Here is a 25,688-nt window from a genome sequence, read left to right as displayed (position 1 = left end):
TCAGGATGCGCGCTTGTTGCTGAGTTCCTGCGGAACTTCGACATCAATTTCCAGCATCGAGCAGCCACTGCCACGGTCCAGCTTGATCTGGACCTTGTCCTGATCCACGGCGACATGGCGGGCAATAACCTCCATAATCTCCTTGTGAAGCTGCTTCAGCAGGTCGGATTCACCTTCTTCCCCAGCACTGCGCTCATGAGCCAGCAGGATCTGGAGACGATCACGCGCAACGGCGCTTGTTGACTGCTGCCGCCTTGCGAAAAGGTTTGCGAGGAAGCTCATGCCGCACCCTTTTTGCCAAACAGCCAGTCGATGAAGCGGCGCTTCTCGGTTGGCACCGAAACATCAATTTTTTCGCCTGACAGGCGCCGTGCGGCTTCAAAATAAGCCTGTGCCGGAAGGCTTTCAGGAGAGGACAGCGTGACGGGAGCACCGACGTTCGAGGCTTTCAGAACATCTTCGCTTTCTGGAACGATACCCACGAGCGGGATCGAAAGGATTTCCAGAACGTCTTCAACGCTCAGCATTTCCTTGCGTGCTGCGCGAGCCGGATCGTAACGAGTCAGAAGCAGGTGCTTCTCGATCTTCTCGCCGCGTTCTGCCTTCTGGGTCTTGCTATCGAGCAGGCCGATGATGCGGTCCGAGTCACGAACGGAGCTGACTTCCGGGTTTGTGACGATCACGGCAGCATCTGCATGGTACATCGCAAGCTGGGCGCCACGCTCGATACCGGCTGGGCTGTCACAGATGACCCAGTCGAATTTTTCGCGAAGTTCGTCCATGACGCGTGCCACGCCTTCAGACGTCAGTGCATCCTTGTCCCGCGTCTGGGAGGCAGGGAGGATGGAGAGAGTTTCGCAGCGCTTGTCGCGGATCAGGGCCTGCGACAGACGGGCATCACCCTGTACGACGTTGATCAGGTCGAAAACCACGCGGCGCTCGGCCCCCATGACCAGATCAAGGTTCCGGAGGCCGACGTCGAAATCCACGACAACGACATTTTGCCCGCTTTGCGCAAGTGCTGCGCCGAGGGCAGCAGTTGATGTCGTCTTGCCGACGCCACCCTTGCCTGAGGTGACAACCAGAACCTTGGCCATGAAAACTCCAAAAACTGCGTCTGCGACTGTTTGCCGCCTAATGCACGGAAGCCGCGCCTATTCTTCGCATACTATGGGATAGTGAAGCCTTACGGCAACATGGGAATAGGGGCGGTTTCGTGGCACCGGGTCACTTTAACGCCGGTGCAAGATCTTTACGTTACCGGGGAAGCGGTAGAACACGGACCCGGTCTTCATCAAGAAGAGCCTGAGCGGGCTGACCGAAAATCGCGGGATCGATATCTTCCGTGACGGCATAGAAGCCATCCAGCGCAAGAAGTTCAGCTTCCATCCGGGATGCGAATATTCTGGCTTCGGATTTTCCGCCCACACCCGCAATGGCCCGCCCACGGAGCGAACCGTAAACGTGAATGGACCCGGCAGCCACGATTTCCGCACCCGAGGAGACAGAGCCGAGAATGACAATATCACCCTGCATGTGCTGGATGCACTGGCCTGAGCGGATTGCGCCATCAAGTACAAGGGTCTGACCGCCGGAAACGGCTGAGGCCGCTGCGGTATCTGCTTCAGTGGCCTGTTCCGGTAGCTCGACTTCACCGGAAGGACGGCCGCCTTCAAAAGAGGCTGGCCAGTCCCAGTCGGCTACGGCAGGCCAGGAGCGGTCGCCGCCCTCAATGCTGATGATACGGACGCCCCGCAGACGAATATCTTCGAGAAGGGTCGTCAGACCGACGGTATCTGCGGACAGAAGGCCGAGATCGAGAATAACTGGTTTGCCGCTGAAGAGTCCCCCGGAACGTACGATCTGCTGATCGAGACCAGCCAGCCAGAGATCGAGTGGGGCTTCCGGAGACAGGACGAGCGCCAGGAAGGAACGACCACGGGCACGGATGCGCATCGGGGAAGAGGCGTGGGAAGCGGATGCAGTGTCTGACATCGGAAAATTCGTTGGCCCTGTAAGGAAGCGGTGACGGAGGCTCTTGTGAGCGGGTAGTGGCTGACTTAGAACATGAAGCATGCGTATCCTGCATCACCTTCCACTCTCCCCGCAATGCCGTCTGGTTCGGCTTGTGCTCGGCGAGAAGAGACTGCCCTGCGAACTCGTGATCGAACGGGTCTGGGAACAGCGTGAGGAATTCCTTGCGCTGAACCCCGCTGGCGAAGTTCCCGTCCTTGTTGAAGAGAACGGGCTTGCCGTTCCCGGCGCCCGGGTTATCTGCGAATATCTGGACGAAGCTTACCCGGATACCCCTCTGTTAGGGCGTACGCTGGCTGAGCGCGTTGAGGTTCGCCGCCTGATGGACTGGTTCGAAAGCCGGTTTGCTCAGGAAGTCACACGTAATCTTCTGGGTGAGAAGGTGGACAAGCGTTTGTATGGTCGTGGTCATCCGGACGGTAATGTGCTGCGGGCTGGCTATGGCAACATGCGGTTCCACCTGGATTATATCGGCTGGCTTGCGGAGACGCGGTCCTGGCTGGCGGGCCCATCCATTTCGATGGCCGATTTCGCGGCGGCAGCGCAGCTCTCTGCGCTTGACTTCATTGGGGACGTGAACTGGGCCAAGGCACCTGCTGCCAAAGACTGGTATGCCCGGGTCAAATCCCGCCCATGTTTCCGTGGACTTCTGACGGACCGGATGAGTGGCATTACGCCTCCCGGTCATTACGCTAATCTGGATTTCTGAGCGGGAGTTGTCCGTGACGTATGATGTGGTGGTCCTTGGGGCTGGTGCGGCTGGCCTCATGGCTGCTGCGAGCGCCGGGCAAAAAGGTGCGAGTGTTCTCGTTCTGGATCACGGGCCGGAACCGGGTCGCAAGATCCTGATTTCGGGTGGTGGTCGATGCAATTTCACGCATCTGGAAACCGGCCCGAACTGTTTTATCTCTCAGAACAGGCATTTTGCCCGCTCTGCGCTGGCACGTTACACGCCGCGCGACTTCGTGAAGCTGGTGGATCGTTATCGCATCGCCTGGCATGAGAAGGCCAAAGGGCAACTGTTCTGCGATAGCTCTGCACGTCAGATCGTGGACATGCTGATTGCCGAGTGTCAGGCAGCGGGCTGCGAAGCACGCATGCAGACGCGAATCACAGATGTCCGCTCTGACGGAAGCGGATTTGTCGTGCAGACGGATGCCGGCGATGTTCAGGCGCGCTCTGTTATTCTGGCAACAGGCGGTCTTTCCATTCCAAAGCTGGGCGCTTCTGATCTTTCGTTGCGGATCGCGAAAGCGTTTGGCCTTAAGATCGTGCCGACGGCGCCAGCGCTTGTTCCGCTCGTTCTGGCGGATGCTGATCCGTCTCTGGCTGGCGTGTCCCTGAATGTCGTCGCCACGACGGGCAAGAAGGGGCCGCGCTTTGAAGATGGCATGGTCTTTACGCATCGTGGCGTGTCTGGCCCGGCGATCCTGCAAATTTCGTCCTATCTGGAGAATGGCGGATCGGCTCAGATTGATCTGCTTCCCGGTAAAGACGCCCTGAAGATGCTGCTGGAGATCAAGCAGGCTCGCCCGAAAGCTCTGCCTCCCAGCCTTTTGGATGCAATCCCGTCTCGTCTCGCAAAAGAGCTTGTTGCCGATCTCGGGGATACGATGCTGGCCAATCAGCCAGACAAGAAACTCCGTGCGCTGGCGGATCGTCTGTCCCGCTGGGAGATTTCTCCTGCGGGCACGGAAGGGTACGCCAAGGCGGAAGTTATGCGGGGCGGGATCGATACCAGCGGTCTTTCGTCCCAGACGATGGAAGCGCGTGATGTTCCGGGGCTTTATGCGATTGGCGAAGCCGTGGATGTGACAGGCTGGCTTGGTGGTCATAATTTTCAGTGGGCCTGGTCCAGCGGTGTTGCGGCGGGACAGGCTGCGGCTGATCGCAAGTAAGCTGGAACAATTACGCCACAGGATTGCCATACCGGCGTAGGATGCCCGCAACTGACGCAGTGGAAATCCGTTTTCCGCTCATTCATGTTGTCTTGAGAGGGTCATACCGATGTCTCGTTCCATTCGTCGTTCTGCGCTGCGTGTCGCTGTGGGGCTTTCTTTTCTCGGGCTGGGAGCCTGCGTGGGAACGGCTGCTCCCGGGCCTGTGAACCCGTCTGCTCCGGTCGCTGGTTATGGCTACACCTGTAAGGCCGGGATCTATACCTGCAAGATGCCAACTCAGGTCCCGCTTGGGACATCGTGTTCTTGCCCGGGTCTGGGGGCTGCCAGTTACGGCAATGTGCATCAGCCGTAATCCCTGACATTGGCCCTTTGGGCTGAAGGAGATAGAACCGCGCCATGCAGGATGGGATTTCCGGTATGGCGCAGCTTGTTCCATGGATTATTGCCGCAATTTCGCTCGTCGTCGCGGCTCTTGCGATCATGCAGGGCGGAAGTGGCGACGTTGCGCGTCTTCTGAACCGTGAAGCGGATGAGCGGGCGCGGGATGCCGAGTACCAGCGCGCTCATCTGGCAGACGTCGAACGCGTCCTTTCCAGTCGGATGGATCAGCTTCGGCTGGAAACAAACGACCGTCTGGGAGATCTGACCCGGAGGGTCGGGCAGGATCAGGCGGAAGGCCGTGTTCTGCTGTCCGAGGCGCTTCGAGAGATGGCGCAGACCCAGAATATACAGATTGAACGTATCCGTGCTGCCGTGAATGAACAGCTTCATGGTGCTGTCGAGAAGCAGATGCAGACCAGCTTCCAGCGTGTGGTCGAACAGTTCAGCGCCATGCAGAAAGCCTTGGGCGAAGTTACGAACGTCACGGCTCAGATTGGTGACCTCAAACGTCTGTTCTCCAATGTGAAGACGCGTGGCGGATGGGGTGAGGCGCAATGCCGCGCCATTCTCGATGACGTCCTTCCGGAAGGTAGCTACGATACGAATTTCCGTCTCGGAGATGGCGGGGAATCAGTCGAGTTTGCCATCAGGATGCCAGTAAAGGGTCACGTTGCGCCTCGTCTGGCCATCGACAGCAAATTTCCGACAGAAGCTTATGAGCGCCTTCTGAACGCGACCGAACTCTCTGATGCGAATGCTGAAAAGGCAGCGCGTAAGGAACTTGAAGCAACGATGAAGCTCGAGGCACGCAAGATTGCCTCCAAATACATCTGCCCGCCGATCACGGTTGAATTTGCAGTGCTCTATCTGCCGACAGATGGTCTCTATACCGAGATTGCCCGGATGCCCGGCGTCATTGATGAGATCGGGCGTCTGTATCGCGTGATCGTTATGGGGCCCTCCCTGCTTCCGGCCATGCTTCGCACTGTTCATCTCGGTTATGTGACACTGGCGCTGGAAGAACGGACAGAAGCGATCGCTACCTTACTTGGAGCAACCCGGCAGGAAATGCTTCGGATGGATCAGGTGCTGGACAGATTGCAGCGGAATGCAGGGACAATGGGCAATACGATTGAGGAAGCCCGGCGTCGGACACGCGTGCTTGGACGTCGCCTGAGAGCCCTGGATGGGGTAGAAAATCTGGAAGATACTCAGGACGATCTTGATCTTCCCGAAGTTTAAGACTGATTTTAATGGGATGACAGCTGATATTCCCCCATGTGACAGTCATGAGCATGATGCCCGTATCTGAACACGAGGCGGCTTCCCGCCCGAATGAGCCTGCTATTCGTTTGCTACTGATCGAGGATGATGAAAGCATCGCCTTGGAAGTGGCCGAGGAACTGACGTCTCGCGGTTATAGTGTTACGCACGTAGAGAACGGTCTTCTTGGCCTTGAGGCTGCGCAGTCCGGGCGATACGACCTGATGATCGTGGACCGGATGTTACCTGAGCTTGATGGTCTCAGCGTCATCGAGATCCTGCGCCGTCAGAAGATCATGTTACCTGTTCTGGTTCTGTCGGCGCTGTCCGCGGTGGACGATCGGGTGAATGGGTTGAAGGCGGGTGGTGATGACTACCTCACCAAGCCGTTCGCGATGGAAGAGCTTGCTGCCCGTCTTGAAGCCCTGCTGCGTCGCCCGACCGATAGTCGTGAGACGGTGCTTCGTGTCGGGCCGCTGGAGATGGATCTCATCGAGCGGAAGGTTTTCCGTAACGGGCGTGAGATCGAACTGCTTCCCCGTGAATTCCGTCTGCTGGAATATATGATGCGTCGGCCGGGAACGGTTCTGACACGCACGATGTTGCTGGAAGATGTCTGGAACTACCGCTTTGTCCCGCAGACCAATCTGGTGGACGTGCATATCGGCAAGCTTCGGCGCAAGATTGATGTCGCGGGTGAGCCGGCGTTGATACAGAGCATTCGTGGCGCAGGGTTCAGTCTGCGTGTATCGGACTGACATTTTCCGGACTGCCACGTTCCGCCTGACACTGGCGTTCGTGGTGGCGATGATTGGCGGTATCCTGCTTCAGTTCGGGCTCGTCTACGCCCAGATGAACGGATATGAGAGCGCGCGCTCCAGCGATCTGCTGCGGCGTGAAGCGGCTCTTCTGGTGCAGGAAAGTCCTGAGCGCCTTGAAGATGAAGTCCGCGAGCGGAGCAAAACGGATCTTCGCGTCATCCTGAATGGCGCCAGTCTGTTTGATCTGAACCATAACCGGATTGTCGGAGATATCCGCCACTGGCCGGAAGGGCTGGAGGTGTCTGACCGGACACGCCGACTAACGGTCGCTCCTCCGGGAGATACACCCTACGAAATGCGTTATCTGGCCATCGAAGTGCCTGGGCCGGATGGAGGAAGTGGAGACCGCATTCTTGTTCTGGCGCGTTCGATGCATATGGCAGACGAACTGCGATACATCATCAAGCGCGCAGCCCTGATTTCAGTCATTCCGATGGTGCTGTTTGCTCTGCTTGCCGGACTGTTTCTCAGTCATCGGGCATTGGGGCGCGTCAAAGAGATGCGCCAGGCGATCGAGCGTATCATGGCGGGTGATTTGCATGAGCGTCTGCCGGCAGGGCGCGAGTGGGACGATATCGAGCGTCTGGCTGGTGCCGTGAACCGGATGTTGGACCGGCTTGAGCATCTTCTGGATGAAATCCGCGACGTGGGGAACGATATTGCTCACGATCTGCGGACCCCTCTGGCCCGCGTTCGTGCACGTCTTGAGCGGGCTTTGTCCTCGCAGGATGATCCGGAACATCTCAAGTCGATTATCCTTCGGGCCACGCAGGATCTGGATCAGTGCTTTTCCGTCATCACCGCGCTGCTGCGGATCGGTGAAATCGAAAATGGCCGTCGTCGTGCCGGGTTTACCAGTATGGATCTGTCAGAACTGGCTGCAGGAATCGCAGATCTGTACGAACCCATTGCCGAGACGCAGGGTCTTGCCCTCACGGTCAGTGGGATCGACAGTCCGATTCCGCTGTATGGTGATACGGATCTTCTGAACGAGGTTCTCGCCAATCTGGTGGACAATGCCATCAAGTTTACGCCGCCTCGCGGTGAAGTCGGTCTGATCGCCGGGCGGGATGAATCCGGGTGTGCCTGGCTCAAGGTCTATGACACGGGGATTGGTATTGCTGAAGATGAGCGTGGTGCCGTCCTGGGGCGTTTCTATCGTTCTGACAAAAGTCGTCACATTCCCGGAAGTGGTCTTGGTCTGAGTCTGGTTTCCGCCATCGTGGATCTGCACGGAGCTTCCCTGAAAATCAGTGCCTATCGTCCGAACAGGGAAATGGCTGGATCAGTATTCACGATTCATTTTTCGGGCCGAAGCGGCGTGGATCACCCCCTCAATATTACATGACATTTCTATTTCAGGGCTGAATCGGGGCGTTCTTAAACTCAATTTTGCTTGTCGCACCATATATGTCCGGTATGACTTGTCTCAATTTGAAGGGGACGCCCGTTGAGACTGACCAAGACTGACGAAGCCGTGCAACTCCTGTCATTCAGGAACGGGAGCACAGCAGGCGCATGAATGCCATCGTCGTAACTGCCCTCAAAAGGCCTTATACGTTCGTAGTCCTGTCGATCATGATCCTTATTTTCGGGGTCAAGGCGATTGTTTCGACTCCGACGGACGTCTTTCCTTCCATTAAAATCCCGATTGTCGCGATTGTCTGGTCCTATACCGGGCTCATGCCGGAAGATATGTCCGGGCGTATCGTTTATTATTACGAACGATCCCTGACAGCGACGGTCAGTAATATCGAGCATATCGAAAGTTCGTCTTATTACGGGCGTGGTATCGTTAAAGTCTTCTTCCAGCCTGGAACAAATACTGCCGTTGCCCAGACGCAGATTACCTCTGTATCCCAGACGGTTATCAAGCAGTTACCGACTGGAGCAACGCCTCCGCTTATTATTGCGCTGGACGCTTCTTCTGTTCCGGTTCTGACGCTTCAGGTGAATAATTCGACCATGTCCGGGTCGGAAATCTACAACATGGCGTCCAACCTGATCCGCCCCGCACTGGTGCCGGTTGCTGGCGCTGCCATTCCGAATCCTTATGGTGGTCTGGCTCCGGATATCATGGTGGATATTGACCCCATCAAACTTCTGGCGCACCGCCTGTCTCCTGAGGACGTAGCAAACGCTCTGAACAGACAGAACATCGTCCTGCCCGCGGGTGACCAGAAGGTTGGCGCGATTGACTGGATGGTGAAAACCAATTCTACGCCTTTGGATCTGTCCGTCTTCAATAAGATGCCGATCAAGCAGGTTGGAAACTCGGTTATCTATTTGCGCGATGTGGCCTGGGTACACAGGGGAGGGCCGCCTCAGATCAATGCAGTGCTTGTGAAAGGCCAGCAGGCCGTTCTCATTGTTATTCTCAAGAGCGGTGATGCCTCCACGCTGTCTGTTGTGGCGGGCGTGAAGGCTCTGCTTCCTCAGATCAAGGCTACACTTCCAGCGGGAACAACCCTGAACATACTGACGGACGCGTCAGGCTTCGTGAAGGAATCCGTGTTTGACGTGGTCCGTGAAATGATCACGGCTGCAATCCTCACAAGTTTGACTGTTCTGCTCTTCCTTGGGTCCTGGCGCTCCACGGTGATCGTGGCGACGTCCATTCCGCTGGCCATGCTGTCTTCGATGATCGGTCTCAGCATCGCGGGGCAGTCGATCAATGTTATGACACTGGGTGGTCTGGCGCTTGCCGTTGGTATTCTCGTTGATGACGCGACGGTCATGATTGAAAATATCGATGCTCATCTTGAGATGGGTAAAGAGCTTGAAGAAGCGATCATTGATGCGTCAAACCAAATCGTTGTTCCGACCTTCGTTTCGACAACCTGTATCTGTATCGTCTGGCTGCCGCTGTTTGAGCTGACAGGCGTTTCTGGCTGGCTGTTCATGCCCATGGCTGAAGCCATCATTTTCGCGATGATCGCTTCATTCATCCTGTCCCGGACGCTGGTTCCGACGATGGCGAACTGGCTGTTGCCAGCGCAGGTCAAGATGCATCGTGATCCGGAGTGGCATCATCGCAAACCAGGTTTCTTTGGGCGCTTCCAGCGTGGCTTTGAAAGCCGCTTCACGAGCTTTCGTGAGCATTACAAGGGCATTCTGTCTGGATTGATCGCTATCCGGGGCCGGTTCGTGACCATGTTCCTGCTTGCGGCCGTAGCATCCATGGCGCTTTTGCTGTTTGTGGGGCAGGACTTCTTCCCTGAGATCAAATCCGGTACAATTCAGATGCATATGCGCGCCCCGGTTGGGACCCGCATTGAAGAAACCGGCAAGATCGCCGGGCTGGCGGAAAAACGGCTTCGCAGCATCCTGCCAGGGCAGGTCGAGAATGTGGTGAATAACTGTGGTTTGCCGTTCAGCCAGTTGAATCAGGCCATGGTGCCATCTCCGACAACGGGTGCGCAGGACTGTGACATCACCATTCAGCTCAAAAACGATGAAAGCCCGATACCGGAATACCGTCAGAAGATCCGTAAGGGTCTGACCGATGCTTTCCCGGGAACGATCTTCACCTTCCAGCCGGGGGACATGACAGCGAAGATCCTGAACTTTGGTTTGCCGTCCCCAATCGATGTGCAGATTTCCGGTCGTGATCTTCAGGCAAACTTTAACTTTGCCGCGCGTCTGGCCAAGAAGCTCCGTCATATTCCGGGCATCGCCGATGTATCGGTACAGCAGCCGATGACGCAGCCGACCCTGATGGTCAACAACCGCCGAAGCTTTGCGCTTGGAACGGGCATTACCCAGCAGGATGTTGCCCTGAACTCGCTCGTGACGCTGTCAGGCAGCGCTCAGGTCGGTCAGACCTACTATCTGAATGCAGAGGGGACGTCGCAGCTCATCGATGTTCAGACGCCTGCCAACTACCTGCAGACGATGAATGATCTTGAGATTGTTCCTATCGACAAGGGAGATGGTAATCCGACGAACCAGACACCACAGTTGCTTGGGGCTCTGACGGAAATCGTGCAGACCGGTACGCCTGCCGAGGTTTCGCATTACAACATCATGCCGGTGTTCGACATTTATGCTGCACCGGAAGGCACGGATTTGGGTACACTCTCCCGGACTGTGAACCGTATTGTAGATGGTGAGCGCAAGAACCTTCCGCACGGATCCACTCTTGCGGTACGCGGACAGGCTGTGACGATGAATGATGCATACGTGCAGCTCATCGGTGGTCTCGCTCTGTCTATCGCGCTGGTTTACCTGATTATTGTCGTGAACTTTCAGTCCTGGCTCGATCCGTTCGTCATCATCACGGCGTTGCCGGGCGCACTGGGCGGCATCTCCTGGAGCCTGTTTCTGACGCATACCGCATTGTCCGTGCCCGCACTGACAGGTGCCATCATGTGTATGGGTACCGCGACGGCGAACGCCATTCTTGTGGTGTCCTTCGCTCGTGAACGACTTGATCATCATGGGGACGTTCTTCTGGCCGCGCTTGAAGCTGGCTACGAGCGTATCCGTCCTGTTCTCATGACAGCGCTTGCCATGATGATCGGTATGATCCCGATGTCGATTAGCAATTCTTCCAACGCTCCTCTGGGCAAGGCTGTGATTGGCGGCCTTCTGGTCGCAACGATCGCCACTCTGCTGTTCGTGCCCTGTGTTTTTGCCCTGATCCATTACAAGCGGCCTGCTGGGCCTGAAGGAGACCGCGCGTGAACCACTCTTCTGAACAGGGGCACGGGCCTCACGGGCAAGAACCGAAGGGTGGCAGCGCTATGCGTAACCGGTTGATCCTGCTGGCCGTCGTCGCCGTTGCCATTGTTCTGGCAGCGTGGGGAATTATCGAGCGCGGGGTGCATTACCACTCGCTGTCTGGTGTGACGGAAGAAGCGGCTATTCCGCCGGTGACGTTGATTTCTCCACAGGACGGTCCCAAGACGCGCCAGGTCGATCTGCCGGCCAATCTTGCTGCCTGGTACGAAGCTCCCATTTACGCGCAGGTCTCCGGGTACGTGAAAATGTGGTACAAGGACTACGGCGCGCATGTGAAGCGCGGAGATGTTCTCGCCGAGATCAGCACCCCGAGCATTGACGCCCAGTTCGAGGCTGCCAAGGCGCATTACAACGTCATCCTTGCCCGGTATAATCTTGCCGTCATCACGACCCAGCGCTGGACGGCATTGAAGGGGACGCAGGCCGTCTCTCGTCAGGAAGTGGACGTACAGGCAGCGAATGCAGCGGCTCAGAAGGCCGAGCTTGAAGCGGCTGAACATGAAGTCGAGCGTTTCCAGGCTCTGGAAGACTTCAAGAAAATCGTTGCGCCATTTGATGGAATTGTGACCTCACGTCTCGTGAACGTCGGTGACTACGTGAATGCTGGCGGCGGTAACGTGAATTCCCGTGGAACGGCTTCGGAGCTGTTCTCGGTGGCAGATGTGCATCGGATGCGCGTGTTCGTCTCGGTGCCTCAGGATTTCGCCAGCGTCATTTCGCCGAAAATCACGGCTGATCTGTCTGTTCCGCAATATCCGGGCCGTCGTTTCCGGGCGACGTTCCTCGCGACAGCGAATGCGTTCAATGCTGCGACCCGTACGGTGACGACGGAGTTGACGATCGGCAATGAAGACAATCTACTGTGGCCGAATTCTTACGCCACGGCACATATCTCGGCGCCGGGTAATCCAGACATCCTGATTCTTCCTGAAAGTGCGATCATTTTCCGTGCGCAGGGCATGCAGGTCGCCAAAGTCATCAACGGGCATGTCCATCTGGTGAATGTGACCGTTGGAATCAACTTCGGCACGACCGTTCAGATCCTGAGTGGTGTGACGAAGAATGACCAGCTTATTGCCAACCCGACCGCTGATCTGCTGGAAGGGGATGAGGTTCGTGTCGTGCCGACGACACCGGGTTACAATGTCCCGACCAAGGCCCAGCAGGAAGAGGATCAGAAATCAGTGCGTTTGCATGATGCCAATCCGGGTGAGGCTGGATCCCGTTGATGAGAGTGACGGATCTGAAGCGCGGGTATTTTTCTCGTCCACGCCGCCATGTCGCTACTGCGTTGGCCGGTGTTCTGTCCATCGGGCTGGCGTCCTGCAATCTGGCACCTGAATACCATCCCCAGAAATTCCTTTACCCCGAGGGGTGGGAAGGGAAGGGTGTCATGGGCAACGCTCACCCTGCGGACGACACGCTTCGCAGCGATTGGTGGACGATGTTCCATGACCCCATCCTGAACGAGATGGAAACCAAGATGCTGCAGGTCAATCCAGACCTGCAGGCTGCCGCGGAAGCCTTCACTCAGGCTCGGGACGTTGCCAGAGAGGCGGAAAGCAAGCTGTATCCGCAGCTCACGGGTTCCGCTCACATGAGCTATAACAAGGGCTCTATTGGTCGGTTGTACAACAACCCGCGGACAAGTTCTTCGCTCGTGTATGAATCCAATCAGGCCTATAGCGGAGCTGCGACATGGGAGCCCGATTTCTGGGATTCCATTCGTAACTCAACCCGAATGGAGAAAAACCTCGCACAGGCGACTGCGGCTGAATACGCTTCCGCAAAGCTGAGTCTGGAAGCGGAACTGGCAAGCGATTACATCGCGTTGCGAGGTCTGGATGCCCAGAATGCGGTCTATGAAGACTCAATTCATTATTTCCGGGCAGCTGTAGAAATTACCGAATTGCGACAGGCCGGCGCTATTGGCGCGGGTCTTGATGTGTCCCGTTCTGAAAACCAGCTTTATTCAGCGATGGCCGCCCAGAGCAATCTTCTTGCTGAACGGCGGGTAATGGAAAATGCGATTGCGGTGTTGCTGAATACGGCACCTGCTGGCTTTCATATTGCGCCTGTTCGCGATGTGAAAATGCATTTCGGGGCTGTGAAGGTAAACCCGGGGATACCGTCTTCGCTGCTGGAGCGTCGTCCGGATATTGCTGCCGCCGAGCGTAGAATGGCTGCGGCATCCCGGGCGATCGGTGTATCCCGTGCCGCTTTTTATCCCCGTATTACCCTGAGCGCGGATGGGGGGTTTGAGGACGGGGGCTTTGATCTGGCCAGTATCTCACGGGCTTTCTGGAAGATTGCCGTTCAGGCGGTCGAACCCGCTTTTACAGGCGGTCTACGACGGGCGGCCCTTCAGCGGTCCTGGTCTCAGTATCGGGAAACCGTAGATGATTATCGTGGGATTGTTCTGTCTGCCTTTCAGGATGTGGAGAACGGTCTGACGCAGAGCGGGCAGTACAAGATTGCCCAGGATCAGCAGCAGCGGGCTGTGGAAGCTGCCCTGCGCACCCAGAGCATGACAATGGCTCTCTATACAGGTGGTCTCTCAAACTACCTGGATGCCCTTGTTGCCCAGCAGGATGCTCTGCAGGCCCGTCTTGCTCTCGTGCAGACACAAACTTCCCAGATCCAGGCAACAGTCCGTCTGGTTAGAGCGCTGGGCGGTGGTTGGGATGCCAGCGAGTTGCCCGGTGTGAAGCAGATCGATCCGTTTGGCGCCTTCCAGTATGAAGGGCTGCACAAGCCACAGCCTGTTGCTGGAATCGACAACCATGAGTCTGCCCTCGACAATGATCTTCGCGGCGATCATGCGGATAAAAGCTTGACGCACTAGGTTAAAGCGGTCTAGGGGACCGCCTCACTTCGAACGCGGGAGGAGGCGGGTCAGCCGACTCCGTTAAACCGCGGTTCGGGAACGAAACAAAAGGGAGTCCCGGATATGGCCAAAAAAGTTGTTGGCTACATCAAGCTTCAGATTCCGGCTGGTAAGGCCAACCCGTCTCCGCCGGTAGGTCCGGCACTGGGTCAGCGCGGTCTGAACATCATGCAGTTCTGCAAAGAGTTCAACGCGAAGACGCAGCAGCTTGAGCCAGGTATGCCGATCCCGGTCGTCATCACCGCTTATGCAGACCGTACGTTCTCCTTCATCACGAAGACCCCGCCGAACACGTACTTCCTCCTGAAGGCCGCCAAGATTTCCAAGGGCAGCCAGACGGTTGGCAAGGCCGCTGCGGTTGGTTCCGTGACGACGGCTCAGCTTCGCGAAATCGCTGAGACGAAGTTCAAGGACATGAACGCCAACGACATCGACGGTGCCGTGCGCATGCTCGCAGGTTCCGCCAAGTCGATGGGCCTGAACGTGGTGGAGGGCTGATACCATGGCAAAGAACAAGCGTTTGAACGCCGCGCAGGCAACTGTCGAGCGTAACAAGCCGTACGCACTTTCCGAGGCTGTGGCTCTGGTGAAGAGCAACGCCAAGGCAAAGTTCGACGAGACGATCGAAATCTCTCTGAACCTCGGCATTGACCCGCGTCACGCTGACCAGATGGTCCGTGGTCTGATCTCCCTACCGAACGGCACGGGTAAGACCCTGCGCGTTGGTGTGTTTGCGCGTGGTGCCAAGGCTGAAGAAGCTCTGGCAGCTGGTGCGGAAGTCGTCGGTGCAGAAGATCTGGCTGAAAAGATCCAGGCTGGCGAAATCAACTTCGACCGCTGCATTGCAACGCCTGACATGATGGCTCTGGTCGGTCGTCTTGGTAAGATCCTTGGTCCGCGCGGTCTGATGCCGAACCCGCGTCTCGGTACGGTGACCATGGACGTCAAGGGTGCCATCACGGCTGCCAAGTCCGGTCAGGTTGAATACCGCGCCGAGAAGGCTGGTATCGTTCATGCTGGCGTTGGTAAGGCATCTTTCGATGAGGCCAAGCTGATCGAGAACATCAATGCTCTCGTTGATGCTGTGCAGAAGGCTCGTCCGTCTGGCGCCAAGGGCACTTACATGAAGAAGGCAGCACTGTCTTCCACGATGGGTCCAGGCGTCCGCGTTGACGTTTCCAGCTTCGAGGCTTGATCGAAGCGGGGGCTTTCTATAGAAGGCCCCCAACAAGGAATGACACTACGCTTCGGCGTGGTGGCGTAGGGGTAATTCGCTTGCGGATTACTTCCAAACCTGTCCAAGACCGCACGTAGCATCTCTCGGATGCTTTAAACGCCCTTTATGGGTGGCGAGCGTCAGGCGGGGCGCCAGTGTTTCAGTGGTTTTGCCACCATGCACTGGGTTCGCTCACTTCTGTGGACAGGCGAGCGGGATATTTCCATGTGCGGGGATATCTCATGGGTAACTTGGTTCGGATTGTTCCGGACTGACGAGGAGACAGGTTTTGGACCGTACGGAAAAGCGGGCCTTTGTCGAGTTCCTCGCCGATGTGTTCAACAGCACGTCCATGGTTGTCGTCACCCAGAACAAGGGTCTGACGGTTGCTGATGTGACGGAGCTGCGTCGACGCATTCGTGCGGCAGGTGCGACATATAAGGTTGCGAAGAACCGGCTGGCCAGCCGCGCTCTGGATGGGACCCAATTCGACGGCATCGCGCCGCTGCTCAAGGGGCCAACGGCCCTGGCTTGGTCTGAAGACCCGGTTGCAGTTGCGAAGGTGATCGTCGAGTTCGCCAAGACGAATGACAAGCTTGTAGTGCTCGGTGGCTCCCTTGGTTCCCAGACGCTTGACGTCGATGGAATCAAGACACTCGCCGAGCTGCCGTCTCTGGACGAACTGCGTGCGAAGCTGGTGGGTATGATTCAGACCCCGGCTACGCGTATCGCAGGCGTTGTTCAGGCTCCGGCAGGACAGCTTGCTCGCGTCTTCGGCGCCTATGCCAAGACCGGCGAAGCCGCTTAAGAGTAGGGTCAACGCTGCGGCGTAGGCTTGAACCCATTCAAACAGTGCATCACTTAGGATAAGACCATGGCCGATCTGGCAAAGATTGTTGAAGAGCTGTCCGCTCTTACCGTTCTCGAAGCTGCTGAACTTTCCAAGCTTCTCGAAGAGAAGTGGGGCGTTTCCGCTGCTGCTCCAGTAGCAGTTGCTGCTGCTGGTCCGGCTGCTGGTGCAGCTCCGGCTGAAGAGCAGACCGAGTTCACTGTTGTTCTGGCCGCTGCTGGCGACAAGAAGATCAACGTGATCAAGGAAATCCGTGGCATCACGGGTCTGGGTCTGAAGGAAGCCAAGGATCTGGTTGAAGGCGCACCGAAGACCGTCAAGGAAGGCGTGTCCAAGGACGAAGCCGAGAAGATCAAGAAGACCCTGGAAGACAACGGCGCCAAGGTCGAAATCAAGTAATCAACTTGATCGGGTCGTCTCTTTTCTGAAGGGGCGGCCTCTGCGAGAGCAGACGGATAGGGCGGGGATCGCATGCGGTTCCCGCCCGATTTGCCGTTGGTGGAAATAAGAGTATAATACGCGGCTCGCTACGTATTGAAATTACTGAAAGCCGGTCGTTCCGGTCGTCCGTGTCGTGTCAGGCGGTTGTCTGACAATGAAATCCCGGGCGACTCGAAGGTCTGGTGCAGAGGGCAAGATAGATGAACGCGATCACCAAATCGTTCACGGGACGCAAGAGGATCCGCAAAAGCTTCGGGCGCATTCCCGAAATTGCGCCGATGCCCAATTTGATCGATGTGCAGCGCGCTTCCTACGAAGCGTTTCTGCAGATGAATGTGAGCCCTGACGCACGTCAGAACTCCGGTCTGCAGGAAGTGTTCCGTTCGGTTTTCCCAATCAATGACTTTGCTGGTCGCGGTCGTCTGGACTTCGTGTCTTACGAGTTCGAAGAGCCGAAGTATGACGTTGAAGAATGCATTCAGCGTGGTCTGACATACGCAGCGCCGCTGAAAGTCATCCTGCGTCTGACAACGTGGGACATTGATGAAGATACGGGTTCGCGCTCCATTCATGATTTGAAGGAACAGCCGGTCTACATGGGCGACATGCCGCTCATGACAGACAACGGCACTTTCATTATCAACGGTACCGAGCGCGTCATCGTTTCTCAGATGCATCGTAGCCCAGGTGTCTTTTTCGATCACGATAAGGGCAAGACGCATTCTTCGGGCAAGTATCTCTTTGCTGCCCGTGTGATTCCATATCGTGGTTCATGGCTCGATTTTGAATTCGACGCCAAGGACCTGATCTACGTTCGTATTGATCGCAAGCGTAAGCTTCCTGTCACGACGCTTCTGTACGCACTTGAAGGTGCAAACTACATCGCGCAGCGCGACCAGAAGATCGCAGAAGGCGGGGATGTCGAAGGTCTCGACATTCGCGGCATGGATCAGGACGAAATCCTGTCTTACTTCTATGACATGGTTCCCTTCGCCCGGATGGGTGATGGCTGGGCGCGTCCTTTCGAGCCAGAAGCATTCCGCGGCCAAAAGCTGCTGAGCCCGCTGGTCGATGCTGACACGGGTGAAGTGGTCGCTGAGGCAGACGCCAAGCTGACGGCGCGTATGGTCCGCAAGATTGCAGAAAAGACCCGTGTGGTGCAGGTCGGTCGTCTTGATGTGTTGGGCCGTTATATTGCGCATGACCTTGTCAATGAGCACACCGGTGAGATTTACGGCGAAGCTGGCGAGGAACTGACGGAAGATCGTCTTGTTGCTCTTGAAGAGCTTGGCATTACTGAACTTCCGACGCTTTCGGTTGACGGATCGCACGGTCCTTGGATCCGCAACACGCTGACTGTTGACAAGAATAACAGCCGTGACGAAGCCCTGATCGATATCTATCGCATCATGCGTCCGGGTGAGCCGCCGACCAAGGAAACCGCCGAAGCGATGTTCCGTGGTCTCTTCTTCGATCAGGACCGCTACGATCTTTCGTCTGTTGGTCGTGTCAAGATGAATATGCGTCTTGATGTCGATGCACCGGATACCCTGCGCGTTCTGCGCAAGGAAGATATCCTGCGCACCATCAAGATCATGTGTGACCTCAAGGACGGTCGCGGCCAGATTGACGATATTGACAACCTTGGTAACCGTCGTGTTCGTTCTGTTGGCGAGCTGATGGAGAACCAGTATCGCGTTGGCCTGCTCCGTATGGAACGCGCCATTCGTGAACGTATGGGTTCCGTCGATATTGATACGGTCATGCCGCATGATCTGATCAATGCAAAGCCGGCGGCTGCTGCGGTTCGTGAGTTCTTCGGTTCGTCACAGCTCAGCCAGTTCATGGATCAGACCAACCCGCTCTCCGAAGTGACGCACAAACGTCGTCTTTCGGCGCTTGGTCCGGGCGGTCTGACCCGTGAGCGTGCAGGCTTCGAAGTCCGTGACGTTCATCCGACGCATTATGGCCGTATCTGCCCGATCGAGACGCCTGAAGGCCCGAACATCGGTCTGATCAACTCGCTCTCGACTTATGCTAAGGTCAACAAGTACGGCTTCATCGAAACGCCGTATCGTCTGGTCAAGGACGGCATTCTTCAGGACGGCTGGAAATATCTTTCCGCCATGGAAGAAGAGAAGCTCGTCGTTGCGCAGGCTGATGCCAAGCAGAGTGCAGATGGCCATCTGACGGACGAGCTGGTTTCCGTCCGTAAGTCCGGTGACTTCCGTGTTGTTCCGCCTGAGCAGGTTACGGCCTGTGACGTGTCTCCAAAGCAGCTTGTTTCGGTTGCTGCGGCTCTCATTCCGTTCCTTGAGAACGATGACGCCAACCGTGCGCTCATGGGCGCAAACATGCAGCGTCAGGCTGTTCCGCTGGTGAAGGCTGATGCCCCGCTGGTTGGAACAGGCATGGAAGCAGCTGTTGCACGTGACTCCGGCGCGACGATCGTTGCCAAGCGTCGCGGTATCATCGACCAGATCGATGGTGCGCGTATCGTTGTCCGTGCGACTGACGATGCGGGTTCGACGCAGGGCGTCGATATTTATCGCCTGCGTAAGTACATGCGTTCGAACCAGTCTACCTGCATCAATCAGCGTCCGCTGGTGAAGGTTGGTGACACGGTTCATGCTGGCGACATCATTGCGGATGGTCCGTCCACCGAACTGGGTGAACTGGCTCTGGGTCGCAACGTGCTCGTCGCGTTTATGCCCTGGAACGGTTACAACTTTGAGGACTCCATCCTCATCTCCGAGCGTATCGCACGTGATGACGTCTTCACTTCGATCCACATCGAAGAATTCGAAGTCATGGCTCGTGACACGAAGCTCGGCCAGGAGGAAATCACCCGCGACATTCCGAATGTCGGTGAAGAAGCTCTTCGTAACCTTGACGAGGCAGGCATTGTCTATGTCGGCGCCGAGGTGAATCCGGGTGATATTCTCGTCGGTAAGGTGACGCCGAAGGGTGAAAGCCCGATGACGCCGGAAGAAAAGCTCCTCCGCGCCATCTTCGGTGAGAAGGCTTCTGACGTTCGTGATACGTCCCTTAAGCTGCCACCTGGTACGACCGGTACGATTGTTGATGTTCGCGTCTTCTCACGTCGCGGCGTCGACAAGGACGAGCGTGCGATGGCAATCGAGCGTTCCGAGATTGAACGCCTGACCAAGGACCGGGATGACGAACGTTCCATTCAGGAGCGTAGCTTCCACAATCGTCTACGTGAGCGTCTGGTTGGCCAGGTTGCTGGTGCCGGGTTCAAGGGTATCCGTTCTGGTACGCCGATCACGGTTGAAGTTCTGGATGAGCATCCTCGTGCGGCATGGCGCAACATCTCGGTCTCCTCTGATGAGGTGACTGCTGAACTCGAAACACTGCGTTCCGAGTTTGATGAAGCTGTCCGTCGCATCAATGCGCGTTTTGACAACAAGGTTGAAAAGCTGCAGCGCGGTGACGAACTGCCGCCTGGCGTGATGAAGATGGTCAAGGTCTTTGTTGCCGTGAAGCGTAAGCTTCAGCCGGGTGACAAGATGGCTGGTCGTCACGGCAACAAGGGTGTCGTTTCCCGTGTTGTCCCTGTCGAAGACATGCCGTTCCTTGAGAATGGTCAGGCTGTTGACATCGTTCTGAACCCGCTGGGTGTGCCGTCGCGCATGAACATCGGTCAGATCCTTGAAACCCATCTTGGTTGGGCTTGTGCCAATATCGGTGCAAGCATCGGTGAGATGGTTGATGAGTATCAGCGGACTGGTGAGCGCAAGCAGGAACTGCTTGATCGTCTGCGGGACGTTTACGGGGACGAAATCTTCGAAACCGACGTTGCTACTCTGCCGAACGAGCAGCTCATCGAGTTGGCCAACAACCTTCGCAAGGGTCTTCCGATTGCTACCCCGGTGTTCGATGGTGCTTCCATCCCGGACATCGAAGGCATGCTGGAAAAGGCTGGTGTGAACAAGTCGGGTCAGTCTCAGCTGATCGATGGTCGTACGGGCGAGACATTTGAGCGCCAGACCACGGTTGGTTACATTTACATGCTGAAGCTGCATCACCTTGTCGATGACAAGATCCATGCACGTTCGATCGGTCCGTACTCCCTCGTCACGCAGCAGCCGCTGGGTGGTAAGGCGCAGTTCGGTGGTCAGCGCTTTGGTGAAATGGAAGTCTGGGCACTGGAAGCATATGGTGCGGCTTATACGCTGCAGGAAATGCTGACGGTGAAGTCGGATGACGTTTCCGGCCGTACCAAAGTCTATGAGGCTATCGTGCGCGAGCAGGATGACTTCGAAGCAGGCATTCCGGAGAGCTTCAACGTTCTGATCAAGGAACTGAAGTCTCTCGGCCTGAATGTCGAACTCGAGCAGGGCGAGATTTAATTGTCTCGCTCCCCTCTCGCTTCACGGTTCAATTTTGAAGTGCCCGCGGGACGCCGCGGTGCACATTGGGGTTTCGGCGCATGAACGAACTCATGAAAATCCTGGGTCAGGCTGGTCAGTCAGTCAGCTTTGACCAGATCAAGATCCAGCTTGCTTCCAGTGAGCAGATCCGCTCCTGGTCCTACGGCGAAATCAAGAAGCCGGAGACCATCAACTACCGTACGTTCAAGCCAGAGCGTGACGGGCTTTTCTGCGCACGCATTTTTGGTCCTATCAAGGACTATGAATGCCTTTGCGGCAAATACAAGCGGATGAAGTTCCGCGGCATTGTCTGTGAAAAGTGCGGCGTTGAAGTCACGCTTGCCAAGGTGCGCCGTGAGCGCATGGGGCATATCGAACTTGCTTCCCCAGTTGCGCACATCTGGTTCCTTAAGTCGCTGCCGAGCCGCATTGCCACGATGCTGGATCTGCCGCTGAAGGACGTTGAGCCTGTTCTGTATTTCGAGAAGTTCCTCATTCTCGACAAGGGTGTCTGTGATTCCGATCAGATCGACTCCTACAAGAACGGCAAGAAGCGCGATCAGTACCTTCTCGATGAAATCCGTTGCGAAGATCTGCTCGACGAATATCCGGATGCGGGCATTGACGTTGGGATCGGTGCCGAGGCGATCAAGCGGGCGCTGTCCAGCTACGACTGGGGCATTCCTAATGCTCAGGAACGCGAGCTGAGTCTTGCCGCAAAGGCAAAGGGACTACCGGATCCGTTTGACTATGACGCTGAAGTCATGGAAGGCGATTCCGAAAAGACGATGATGCGCAAGAAGCTGCGCAAGGCAACGTCTGAAGCTGCTCGTAAGAAGCTGGTCAAGCGTCTGAAGCTCGTTGAGGCATTTGTTGAGAGTGGCTCACGTCCAGACTGGATGATCATGGACATCATTCCGGTGATTCCGCCGGAACTTCGTCCACTGGTCCCGCTGGATGGTGGTCGTTTCGCAACGTCTGATCTGAACGATTTGTATCGCCGTGTCATCAACCGTAATAACCGTCTGAAGCGCCTGATCGAGCTTCGTGCGCCGGACATTATTGTCCGCAACGAAAAGCGCATGCTTCAGGAAGCTGTTGATGCGCTGTTCGATAACGGTCGTCGTGGTCGTGCGATTACGGGTGCCAACAAGCGTCCGCTGAAGTCCCTGTCTGATATGCTGAAGGGCAAGCAGGGCCGTTTCCGTCAGAACCTTCTCGGTAAGCGCGTCGATTACTCTGGCCGTTCGGTCATCGTGGTTGGTCCGGAGCTGAAGCTGCATCAGTGCGGTCTGCCGAAGAAGATGGCACTCGAGCTCTTCAAGCCGTTTATCTACTCCAAGCTGGAGAAGTACGGTCACGCCACTACCATCAAGGCTGCAAAGCGCATGGTGGAGAAAGAGCGTCCGGAAGTCTGGGATATCCTCGAAGAGGTTATCCGCGAACATCCAGTGATGCTGAACCGTGCCCCGACGCTTCACCGTCTTGGCATTCAGGCGTTCGAGCCGACCCTGATTGAAGGTAAGGCTATCCAGCTTCACCCGCTGGTCTGCACCGCGTTCAACGCTGACTTTGACGGCGATCAGATGGCCGTGCACGTTCCGCTATCGCTCGAAGCGCAGTTGGAAGCACGCGTGCTGATGATGTCCACGAACAACATCCTCAGCCCTGCAAACGGCAAGCCGATTATCGTGCCGTCTCAGGATATCGTTCTGGGTCTCTATTACCTGAGCCTTGAAGTTCCTGAGTATCGTGAGACACCGGATGAGGCCGTCATCGAAGGTGGCAAGGTCGTGAAGGCTGCGCCACCGGCCTATTCCGATGTCGCAGAAATCGAGAGCGCGATGCTCGCCGGTTCCCTGCAACTTCATGATAAGATCCGTCTGCGTCTTCCGACCGTTGATGAAAACGGTAACCCGATCCGCCAGACGATCCTGACGACTCCGGGACGTGCGCTTATTGCGCAGATCCTGCCGAAGCATCCTGCGATTCCGTTCAGCCTGATCAACAAGCAGCTGACGAAGAAGAACGTGTCCGATGTTATCGATACGGTCTATCGTCACTGTGGTCAGAAGGAAGCAGTGATCTTCTGTGACCGTCTCATGGGCCTTGGTTTCAAGCATGCTGCCCGTGCTGGCATTTCCTTCGGCAAGGATGACATGATCATTCCGGCCGAGAAGGCAACGCTGGTTGGTAAGACGTCTGAAGAGGTCAAAGAGTTTGAGCAGCAGTATCAGGACGGTCTGATTACGGCTGGCGAGCGCTACAACAAGGTGGTTGATGCGTGGTCGCGTTGCACGGACGAAGTGCAGGCTGCCATGCTGAAGGAAATCTCCAAGCAGGTTATCGGCAAGCCGACCAACTCTGTGTGGATGATGAGCCACTCCGGTGCTCGTGGGTCGCCGGCCCAGATGAAGCAGCTTGCGGGTATGCGTGGTCTGATGGTGAAGCCTTCTGGCGAGATCATCGAGCAGCCGATCATCGCGAACTTCAAAGAAGGCCTGTCGGTTCTCGATTACTTCACGTCCAGTCACGGGGCTCGTAAGGGTCTCGCTGATACGGCTCTGAAGACCGCGAACTCGGGTTATCTGACACGTCGTCTTGTTGACGTTGCGCAGGATTGCATCATCGTTGAGCCGGATTGCGGTACGGAACGCGGTCTGACGGTTCGTGCGGTAATGGATAGCGGTGAAGTCGTCGCATCCCTTTCCGAGCGTATCCTGGGTCGCACAACGTCCAAGGACGTACTGCATCCTGTAACGCATGACGTTCTTCTGCCCCGCAACACGCTGATCGAGGAGCCGGAAGCCGAGCTTATCGAAAAGGCTGGTGTTGAGAGTATGGAAATCCGGTCGGTTCTCACGTGTGATAGCCGGGTCGGGATTTGTGCACACTGCTATGGCCGTGACCTTGCACGCGGCACGCCAGTGAACATTGGTGAAGCTGTTGGTGTCATCGCCGCTCAGTCCATCGGTGAGCCTGGTACACAGCTGACGATGCGTACCTTCCATATCGGTGGTGCGGCAACGCGTGGTGCGGAGCAGTCGATGGTCGAGGCGTCCCGTGATGGACGTGTGACGATCAAGAACCGCAACGTTGTCGAGAACTCTCAGAAGGTTCTGGTTGTGATGTCGCGTAACTGCGAAATCCTCCTGACCGATGAGAACGGTGTCGAGCGTGCCCGCTATCGTGTGCCTTATGGTGCGCGTCTGATGGTGGGTGAGGGTGAGGCGGTTGCACGTGGCCAGAAAATGGCTGAGTGGGACCCGTACACCCTTCCGATCATCACCGAGCAGGCTGGTACGGTAGAATACCTCGACCTAATCGACAGCATCACGCTTGTCGAACGTATGGATGAGGTCACAGGCCTCAGCTCCAAGGTTGTGGTTGACTACAAGCAGGCTTCCAAGGGTGTGGATCTTCGTCCGCGTCTGCAGCTCAAGGATGCTGCAGGGAATGTGGTCAAGCTCGCCAACGGCAATGATGCCCGCTACTTCCTCTCACCAGACAGTATTCTGTCTATCGAGAATGGTGCGGAGGTTCATGCCGGTGACGTTCTTGCGCGTATTCCGCGTGAAGGTTCCAAGACGCGTGACATTACCGGTGGTCTGCCGCGTGTTGCCGAACTTTTCGAAGCTCGTCGTCCAAAGGATCATGCGATCATTGCCGAAGGCGATGGACGTATTGAATTCGGCAAGGACTACAAGTCCAAGCGTTGCGTCATTGTGAAAAATGACGAAACCGGCGAAGAAACCCAGTACCTCATCCCTAAGGGCAAGCACGTTTCCGTTCAGGAAGGCGATTTTGTTCAGAAGGGTGATCCGCTGGTCGATGGTCCGCGTGTGCCGCATGACATTTTGAAGGTCATGGGTGTCGAAGCGCTCTCGGATTATCTGGTTAATGAAATTCAGGACGTCTATCGACTGCAGGGCGTGAAGATCAATGACAAGCATATTGAGGTCATTGTTCGTCAGATGCTGCAGAAGGTTGAAATTCTGGAGCCAGGTGATTCGACCTATCTGATAGGCGAAACCGTTGATCGGATTGAGTACGAGATCGAGAATCAGCGCCTTCAGGAAAATGGCGATACCCCAGCAGTGGCTATGCCGGTGCTACAGGGCATCACCAAGGCTTCCCTGCAGACGCAGTCCTTCATCTCTGCGGCCTCCTTCCAGGAGACCACACGCGTGCTTACCGACGCCGCTACATCTGGCAAGGTCGATACGCTGAATGGCCTCAAGGAGAACGTGATTGTAGGTCGTCTGATTCCTGCTGGTACTGGCAGCGTCATGAACCGTCTGCGGGGTATTGCTGCTAGCCAGGATCGTCATCGCGTCGGTCGTTCAGCGGCCGAAGTGGAAGACGCAGCAGAGTAATGAAAACCTCTCTGTTTTCTTCTGGAGAGAAGGGCAGAGAGGGGAAATATGCCGATTCCGAGAGTTCTCTTCTCAGAATCGGTGCATTTCTGGCTGAAACACTTGACTCAACGCGGAACCCTTCGTAGGTTCCGCGCCCTCGGCTACTCCCGCCTGAAGAGGCGAAAATTAAGCCGTCGAAGACAAAGAATCGCATGTGGTGCCGCTAACCCGGTTTCGGGGAATGCCAAGGCCGCAGGCTACAAAAGGAGGGGAATGGCAATAGCCGTTTCCCTTTCCAAATGTGGGATAGGCAGGCGGTTCAGCCGCATGTCGATTTGAATAAAATGTCATGGCAGGAAGCCTGGTGCTTCCTGTCCGGAATAGGACAAGGATTGGGAA

The 25,688-nt window shown here is 56.3% G+C and carries 18 protein-coding genes; 15 read left to right on the top strand and 3 right to left on the bottom strand.

From position 1 onward, the window contains the following. From minE to minC, 3 genes are all read right to left on the bottom strand, one after another. Window positions 1-282, bottom strand: coding sequence for a cell division topological specificity factor MinE (gene minE / locus B7444_RS02070; RefSeq protein WP_007282696.1), 282 nt, complete (start codon window positions 280-282; stop codon window positions 1-3). Beyond that, window positions 279-1,097, bottom strand: a complete 819-nt coding sequence (gene minD, locus B7444_RS02065; protein WP_007282697.1) for a septum site-determining protein MinD — start codon at window positions 1,095-1,097, stop codon at window positions 279-281. Before minD ends, minE begins: the two co-directional genes overlap by 4 nt. Before the next feature lie 160 nt (window positions 1,098-1,257). Next, complete coding sequence (gene minC / locus B7444_RS02060; protein WP_015073583.1) at window positions 1,258-1,995, bottom strand: septum site-determining protein MinC; 738 nt, start codon at window positions 1,993-1,995, stop codon at window positions 1,258-1,260. Between the two features lie 79 nt (window positions 1,996-2,074). Between minC and B7444_RS02055 the strand changes: the two genes are divergently transcribed. The 15 genes from B7444_RS02055 (at window position 2,075) to rpoC (ending at window position 25,307) form a co-directional block, all read left to right on the top strand. Continuing rightward, the gene (locus tag B7444_RS02055) at window positions 2,075-2,743 is read left to right on the top strand and encodes a glutathione S-transferase family protein (RefSeq protein WP_007282699.1); all 669 of its coding nucleotides are present in this window, start codon (window positions 2,075-2,077) and stop codon (window positions 2,741-2,743) included. A gap of 13 nt (window positions 2,744-2,756) precedes the next feature. After that, window positions 2,757-3,932: a BaiN/RdsA family NAD(P)/FAD-dependent oxidoreductase gene (locus B7444_RS02050; RefSeq protein ID WP_015073584.1), complete on the top strand. Its 1,176-nt coding sequence runs from the start codon at window positions 2,757-2,759 to the stop codon at window positions 3,930-3,932. Between the two features lie 109 nt (window positions 3,933-4,041). Beyond that, window positions 4,042-4,287: a hypothetical protein gene (locus tag B7444_RS02045; RefSeq protein ID WP_007282701.1), complete on the top strand. Its 246-nt coding sequence runs from the start codon at window positions 4,042-4,044 to the stop codon at window positions 4,285-4,287. 44 nt (window positions 4,288-4,331) lie between these two features. Further along, entirely contained in the window at window positions 4,332-5,558 is a 1,227-nt protein-coding gene (locus tag B7444_RS02040) for a DNA recombination protein RmuC (RefSeq protein ID WP_007282702.1), read from the top strand. Window positions 5,559-5,605: 47 nt separating this feature from the next. Next, a complete protein-coding gene (locus tag B7444_RS02035) occupies window positions 5,606-6,337 on the top strand; it encodes a response regulator transcription factor (protein ID WP_015073587.1) in 732 nt (243 codons plus the stop codon). Beyond that, window positions 6,324-7,748 carry a sensor histidine kinase gene (locus tag B7444_RS02030; RefSeq protein ID WP_007282704.1) on the top strand — a complete coding sequence of 475 codons (1,425 nt, stop codon included), beginning with the start codon at window positions 6,324-6,326 and terminating at the stop codon, window positions 7,746-7,748. The genes B7444_RS02035 and B7444_RS02030 overlap by 14 nt, the downstream gene beginning before the upstream one ends. A gap of 170 nt (window positions 7,749-7,918) precedes the next feature. After that, the gene (locus B7444_RS02025) at window positions 7,919-11,086 is read left to right on the top strand and encodes an efflux RND transporter permease subunit (RefSeq protein WP_007282705.1); all 3,168 of its coding nucleotides are present in this window, start codon (window positions 7,919-7,921) and stop codon (window positions 11,084-11,086) included. Continuing rightward, window positions 11,083-12,372, top strand: a complete 1,290-nt coding sequence (locus B7444_RS02020; protein ID WP_371859449.1) for an efflux RND transporter periplasmic adaptor subunit — start codon at window positions 11,083-11,085, stop codon at window positions 12,370-12,372. Before B7444_RS02025 ends, B7444_RS02020 begins: the two co-directional genes overlap by 4 nt. Beyond that, complete coding sequence (locus B7444_RS02015) at window positions 12,372-13,988, top strand: efflux transporter outer membrane subunit (protein WP_186810546.1); 1,617 nt, start codon at window positions 12,372-12,374, stop codon at window positions 13,986-13,988. Before B7444_RS02020 ends, B7444_RS02015 begins: the two co-directional genes overlap by 1 nt. A gap of 105 nt (window positions 13,989-14,093) precedes the next feature. Beyond that, window positions 14,094-14,528 carry a 50S ribosomal protein L11 gene (gene rplK / locus B7444_RS02010; RefSeq protein ID WP_007282708.1) on the top strand — a complete coding sequence of 145 codons (435 nt, stop codon included), beginning with the start codon at window positions 14,094-14,096 and terminating at the stop codon, window positions 14,526-14,528. A 4-nt stretch (window positions 14,529-14,532) separates the two neighbouring features. Then, a complete protein-coding gene (gene rplA / locus B7444_RS02005; protein WP_007282709.1) occupies window positions 14,533-15,225 on the top strand; it encodes a 50S ribosomal protein L1 in 693 nt (230 codons plus the stop codon). A gap of 310 nt (window positions 15,226-15,535) precedes the next feature. Next, a complete protein-coding gene (gene rplJ / locus B7444_RS02000; protein ID WP_007282710.1) occupies window positions 15,536-16,054 on the top strand; it encodes a 50S ribosomal protein L10 in 519 nt (172 codons plus the stop codon). Window positions 16,055-16,120: 66 nt separating this feature from the next. Then, window positions 16,121-16,495: a 50S ribosomal protein L7/L12 gene (gene rplL, locus B7444_RS01995; RefSeq protein ID WP_007282711.1), complete on the top strand. Its 375-nt coding sequence runs from the start codon at window positions 16,121-16,123 to the stop codon at window positions 16,493-16,495. 242 nt (window positions 16,496-16,737) lie between these two features. Next, window positions 16,738-20,910: a DNA-directed RNA polymerase subunit beta gene (gene rpoB / locus B7444_RS01990; protein ID WP_035729164.1), complete on the top strand. Its 4,173-nt coding sequence runs from the start codon at window positions 16,738-16,740 to the stop codon at window positions 20,908-20,910. 80 nt (window positions 20,911-20,990) lie between these two features. Continuing rightward, window positions 20,991-25,307 carry a DNA-directed RNA polymerase subunit beta' gene (rpoC, locus tag B7444_RS01985; protein ID WP_015073595.1) on the top strand — a complete coding sequence of 1,439 codons (4,317 nt, stop codon included), beginning with the start codon at window positions 20,991-20,993 and terminating at the stop codon, window positions 25,305-25,307. The last annotated feature ends 381 nt before the right edge of the window (window positions 25,308-25,688 follow it).

It is taken from the genome of Gluconobacter thailandicus F149-1 = NBRC 100600 (assembly GCF_000964465.1).
Taxonomy (GTDB): domain Bacteria; phylum Pseudomonadota; class Alphaproteobacteria; order Acetobacterales; family Acetobacteraceae; genus Gluconobacter; species Gluconobacter thailandicus.
Note: the sequence above shows the minus strand (reverse complement) of the source record. Positions and strands in the feature narration are given on the sequence as shown.

Coding starts and splice junctions, on each gene's coding strand:
- rpoC (WP_015073595.1), top strand. CDS start 20,991: ATGAACGAACTCATGAAAATCCTGGGTCAGGCTGGTCAGTCAGTCAGC.
- B7444_RS02040 (WP_007282702.1), top strand. CDS start 4,332: ATGCAGGATGGGATTTCCGGTATGGCGCAGCTTGTTCCATGGATTATT.
- B7444_RS02025 (WP_007282705.1), top strand. CDS start 7,919: ATGAATGCCATCGTCGTAACTGCCCTCAAAAGGCCTTATACGTTCGTA.
- rpoB (WP_035729164.1), top strand. CDS start 16,738: ATGAACGCGATCACCAAATCGTTCACGGGACGCAAGAGGATCCGCAAA.
- B7444_RS02015 (WP_186810546.1), top strand. CDS start 12,372: ATGAGAGTGACGGATCTGAAGCGCGGGTATTTTTCTCGTCCACGCCGC.
- minD (WP_007282697.1), bottom strand. CDS start 1,097: ATGGCCAAGGTTCTGGTTGTCACCTCAGGCAAGGGTGGCGTCGGCAAG.
- minC (WP_015073583.1), bottom strand. CDS start 1,995: ATGTCAGACACTGCATCCGCTTCCCACGCCTCTTCCCCGATGCGCATC.
- rplL (WP_007282711.1), top strand. CDS start 16,121: ATGGCCGATCTGGCAAAGATTGTTGAAGAGCTGTCCGCTCTTACCGTT.
- B7444_RS02035 (WP_015073587.1), top strand. CDS start 5,606: ATGAGCATGATGCCCGTATCTGAACACGAGGCGGCTTCCCGCCCGAAT.
- rplA (WP_007282709.1), top strand. CDS start 14,533: ATGGCAAAGAACAAGCGTTTGAACGCCGCGCAGGCAACTGTCGAGCGT.
- minE (WP_007282696.1), bottom strand. CDS start 282: ATGAGCTTCCTCGCAAACCTTTTCGCAAGGCGGCAGCAGTCAACAAGC.
- rplK (WP_007282708.1), top strand. CDS start 14,094: ATGGCCAAAAAAGTTGTTGGCTACATCAAGCTTCAGATTCCGGCTGGT.
- B7444_RS02045 (WP_007282701.1), top strand. CDS start 4,042: ATGTCTCGTTCCATTCGTCGTTCTGCGCTGCGTGTCGCTGTGGGGCTT.
- B7444_RS02055 (WP_007282699.1), top strand. CDS start 2,075: ATGCGTATCCTGCATCACCTTCCACTCTCCCCGCAATGCCGTCTGGTT.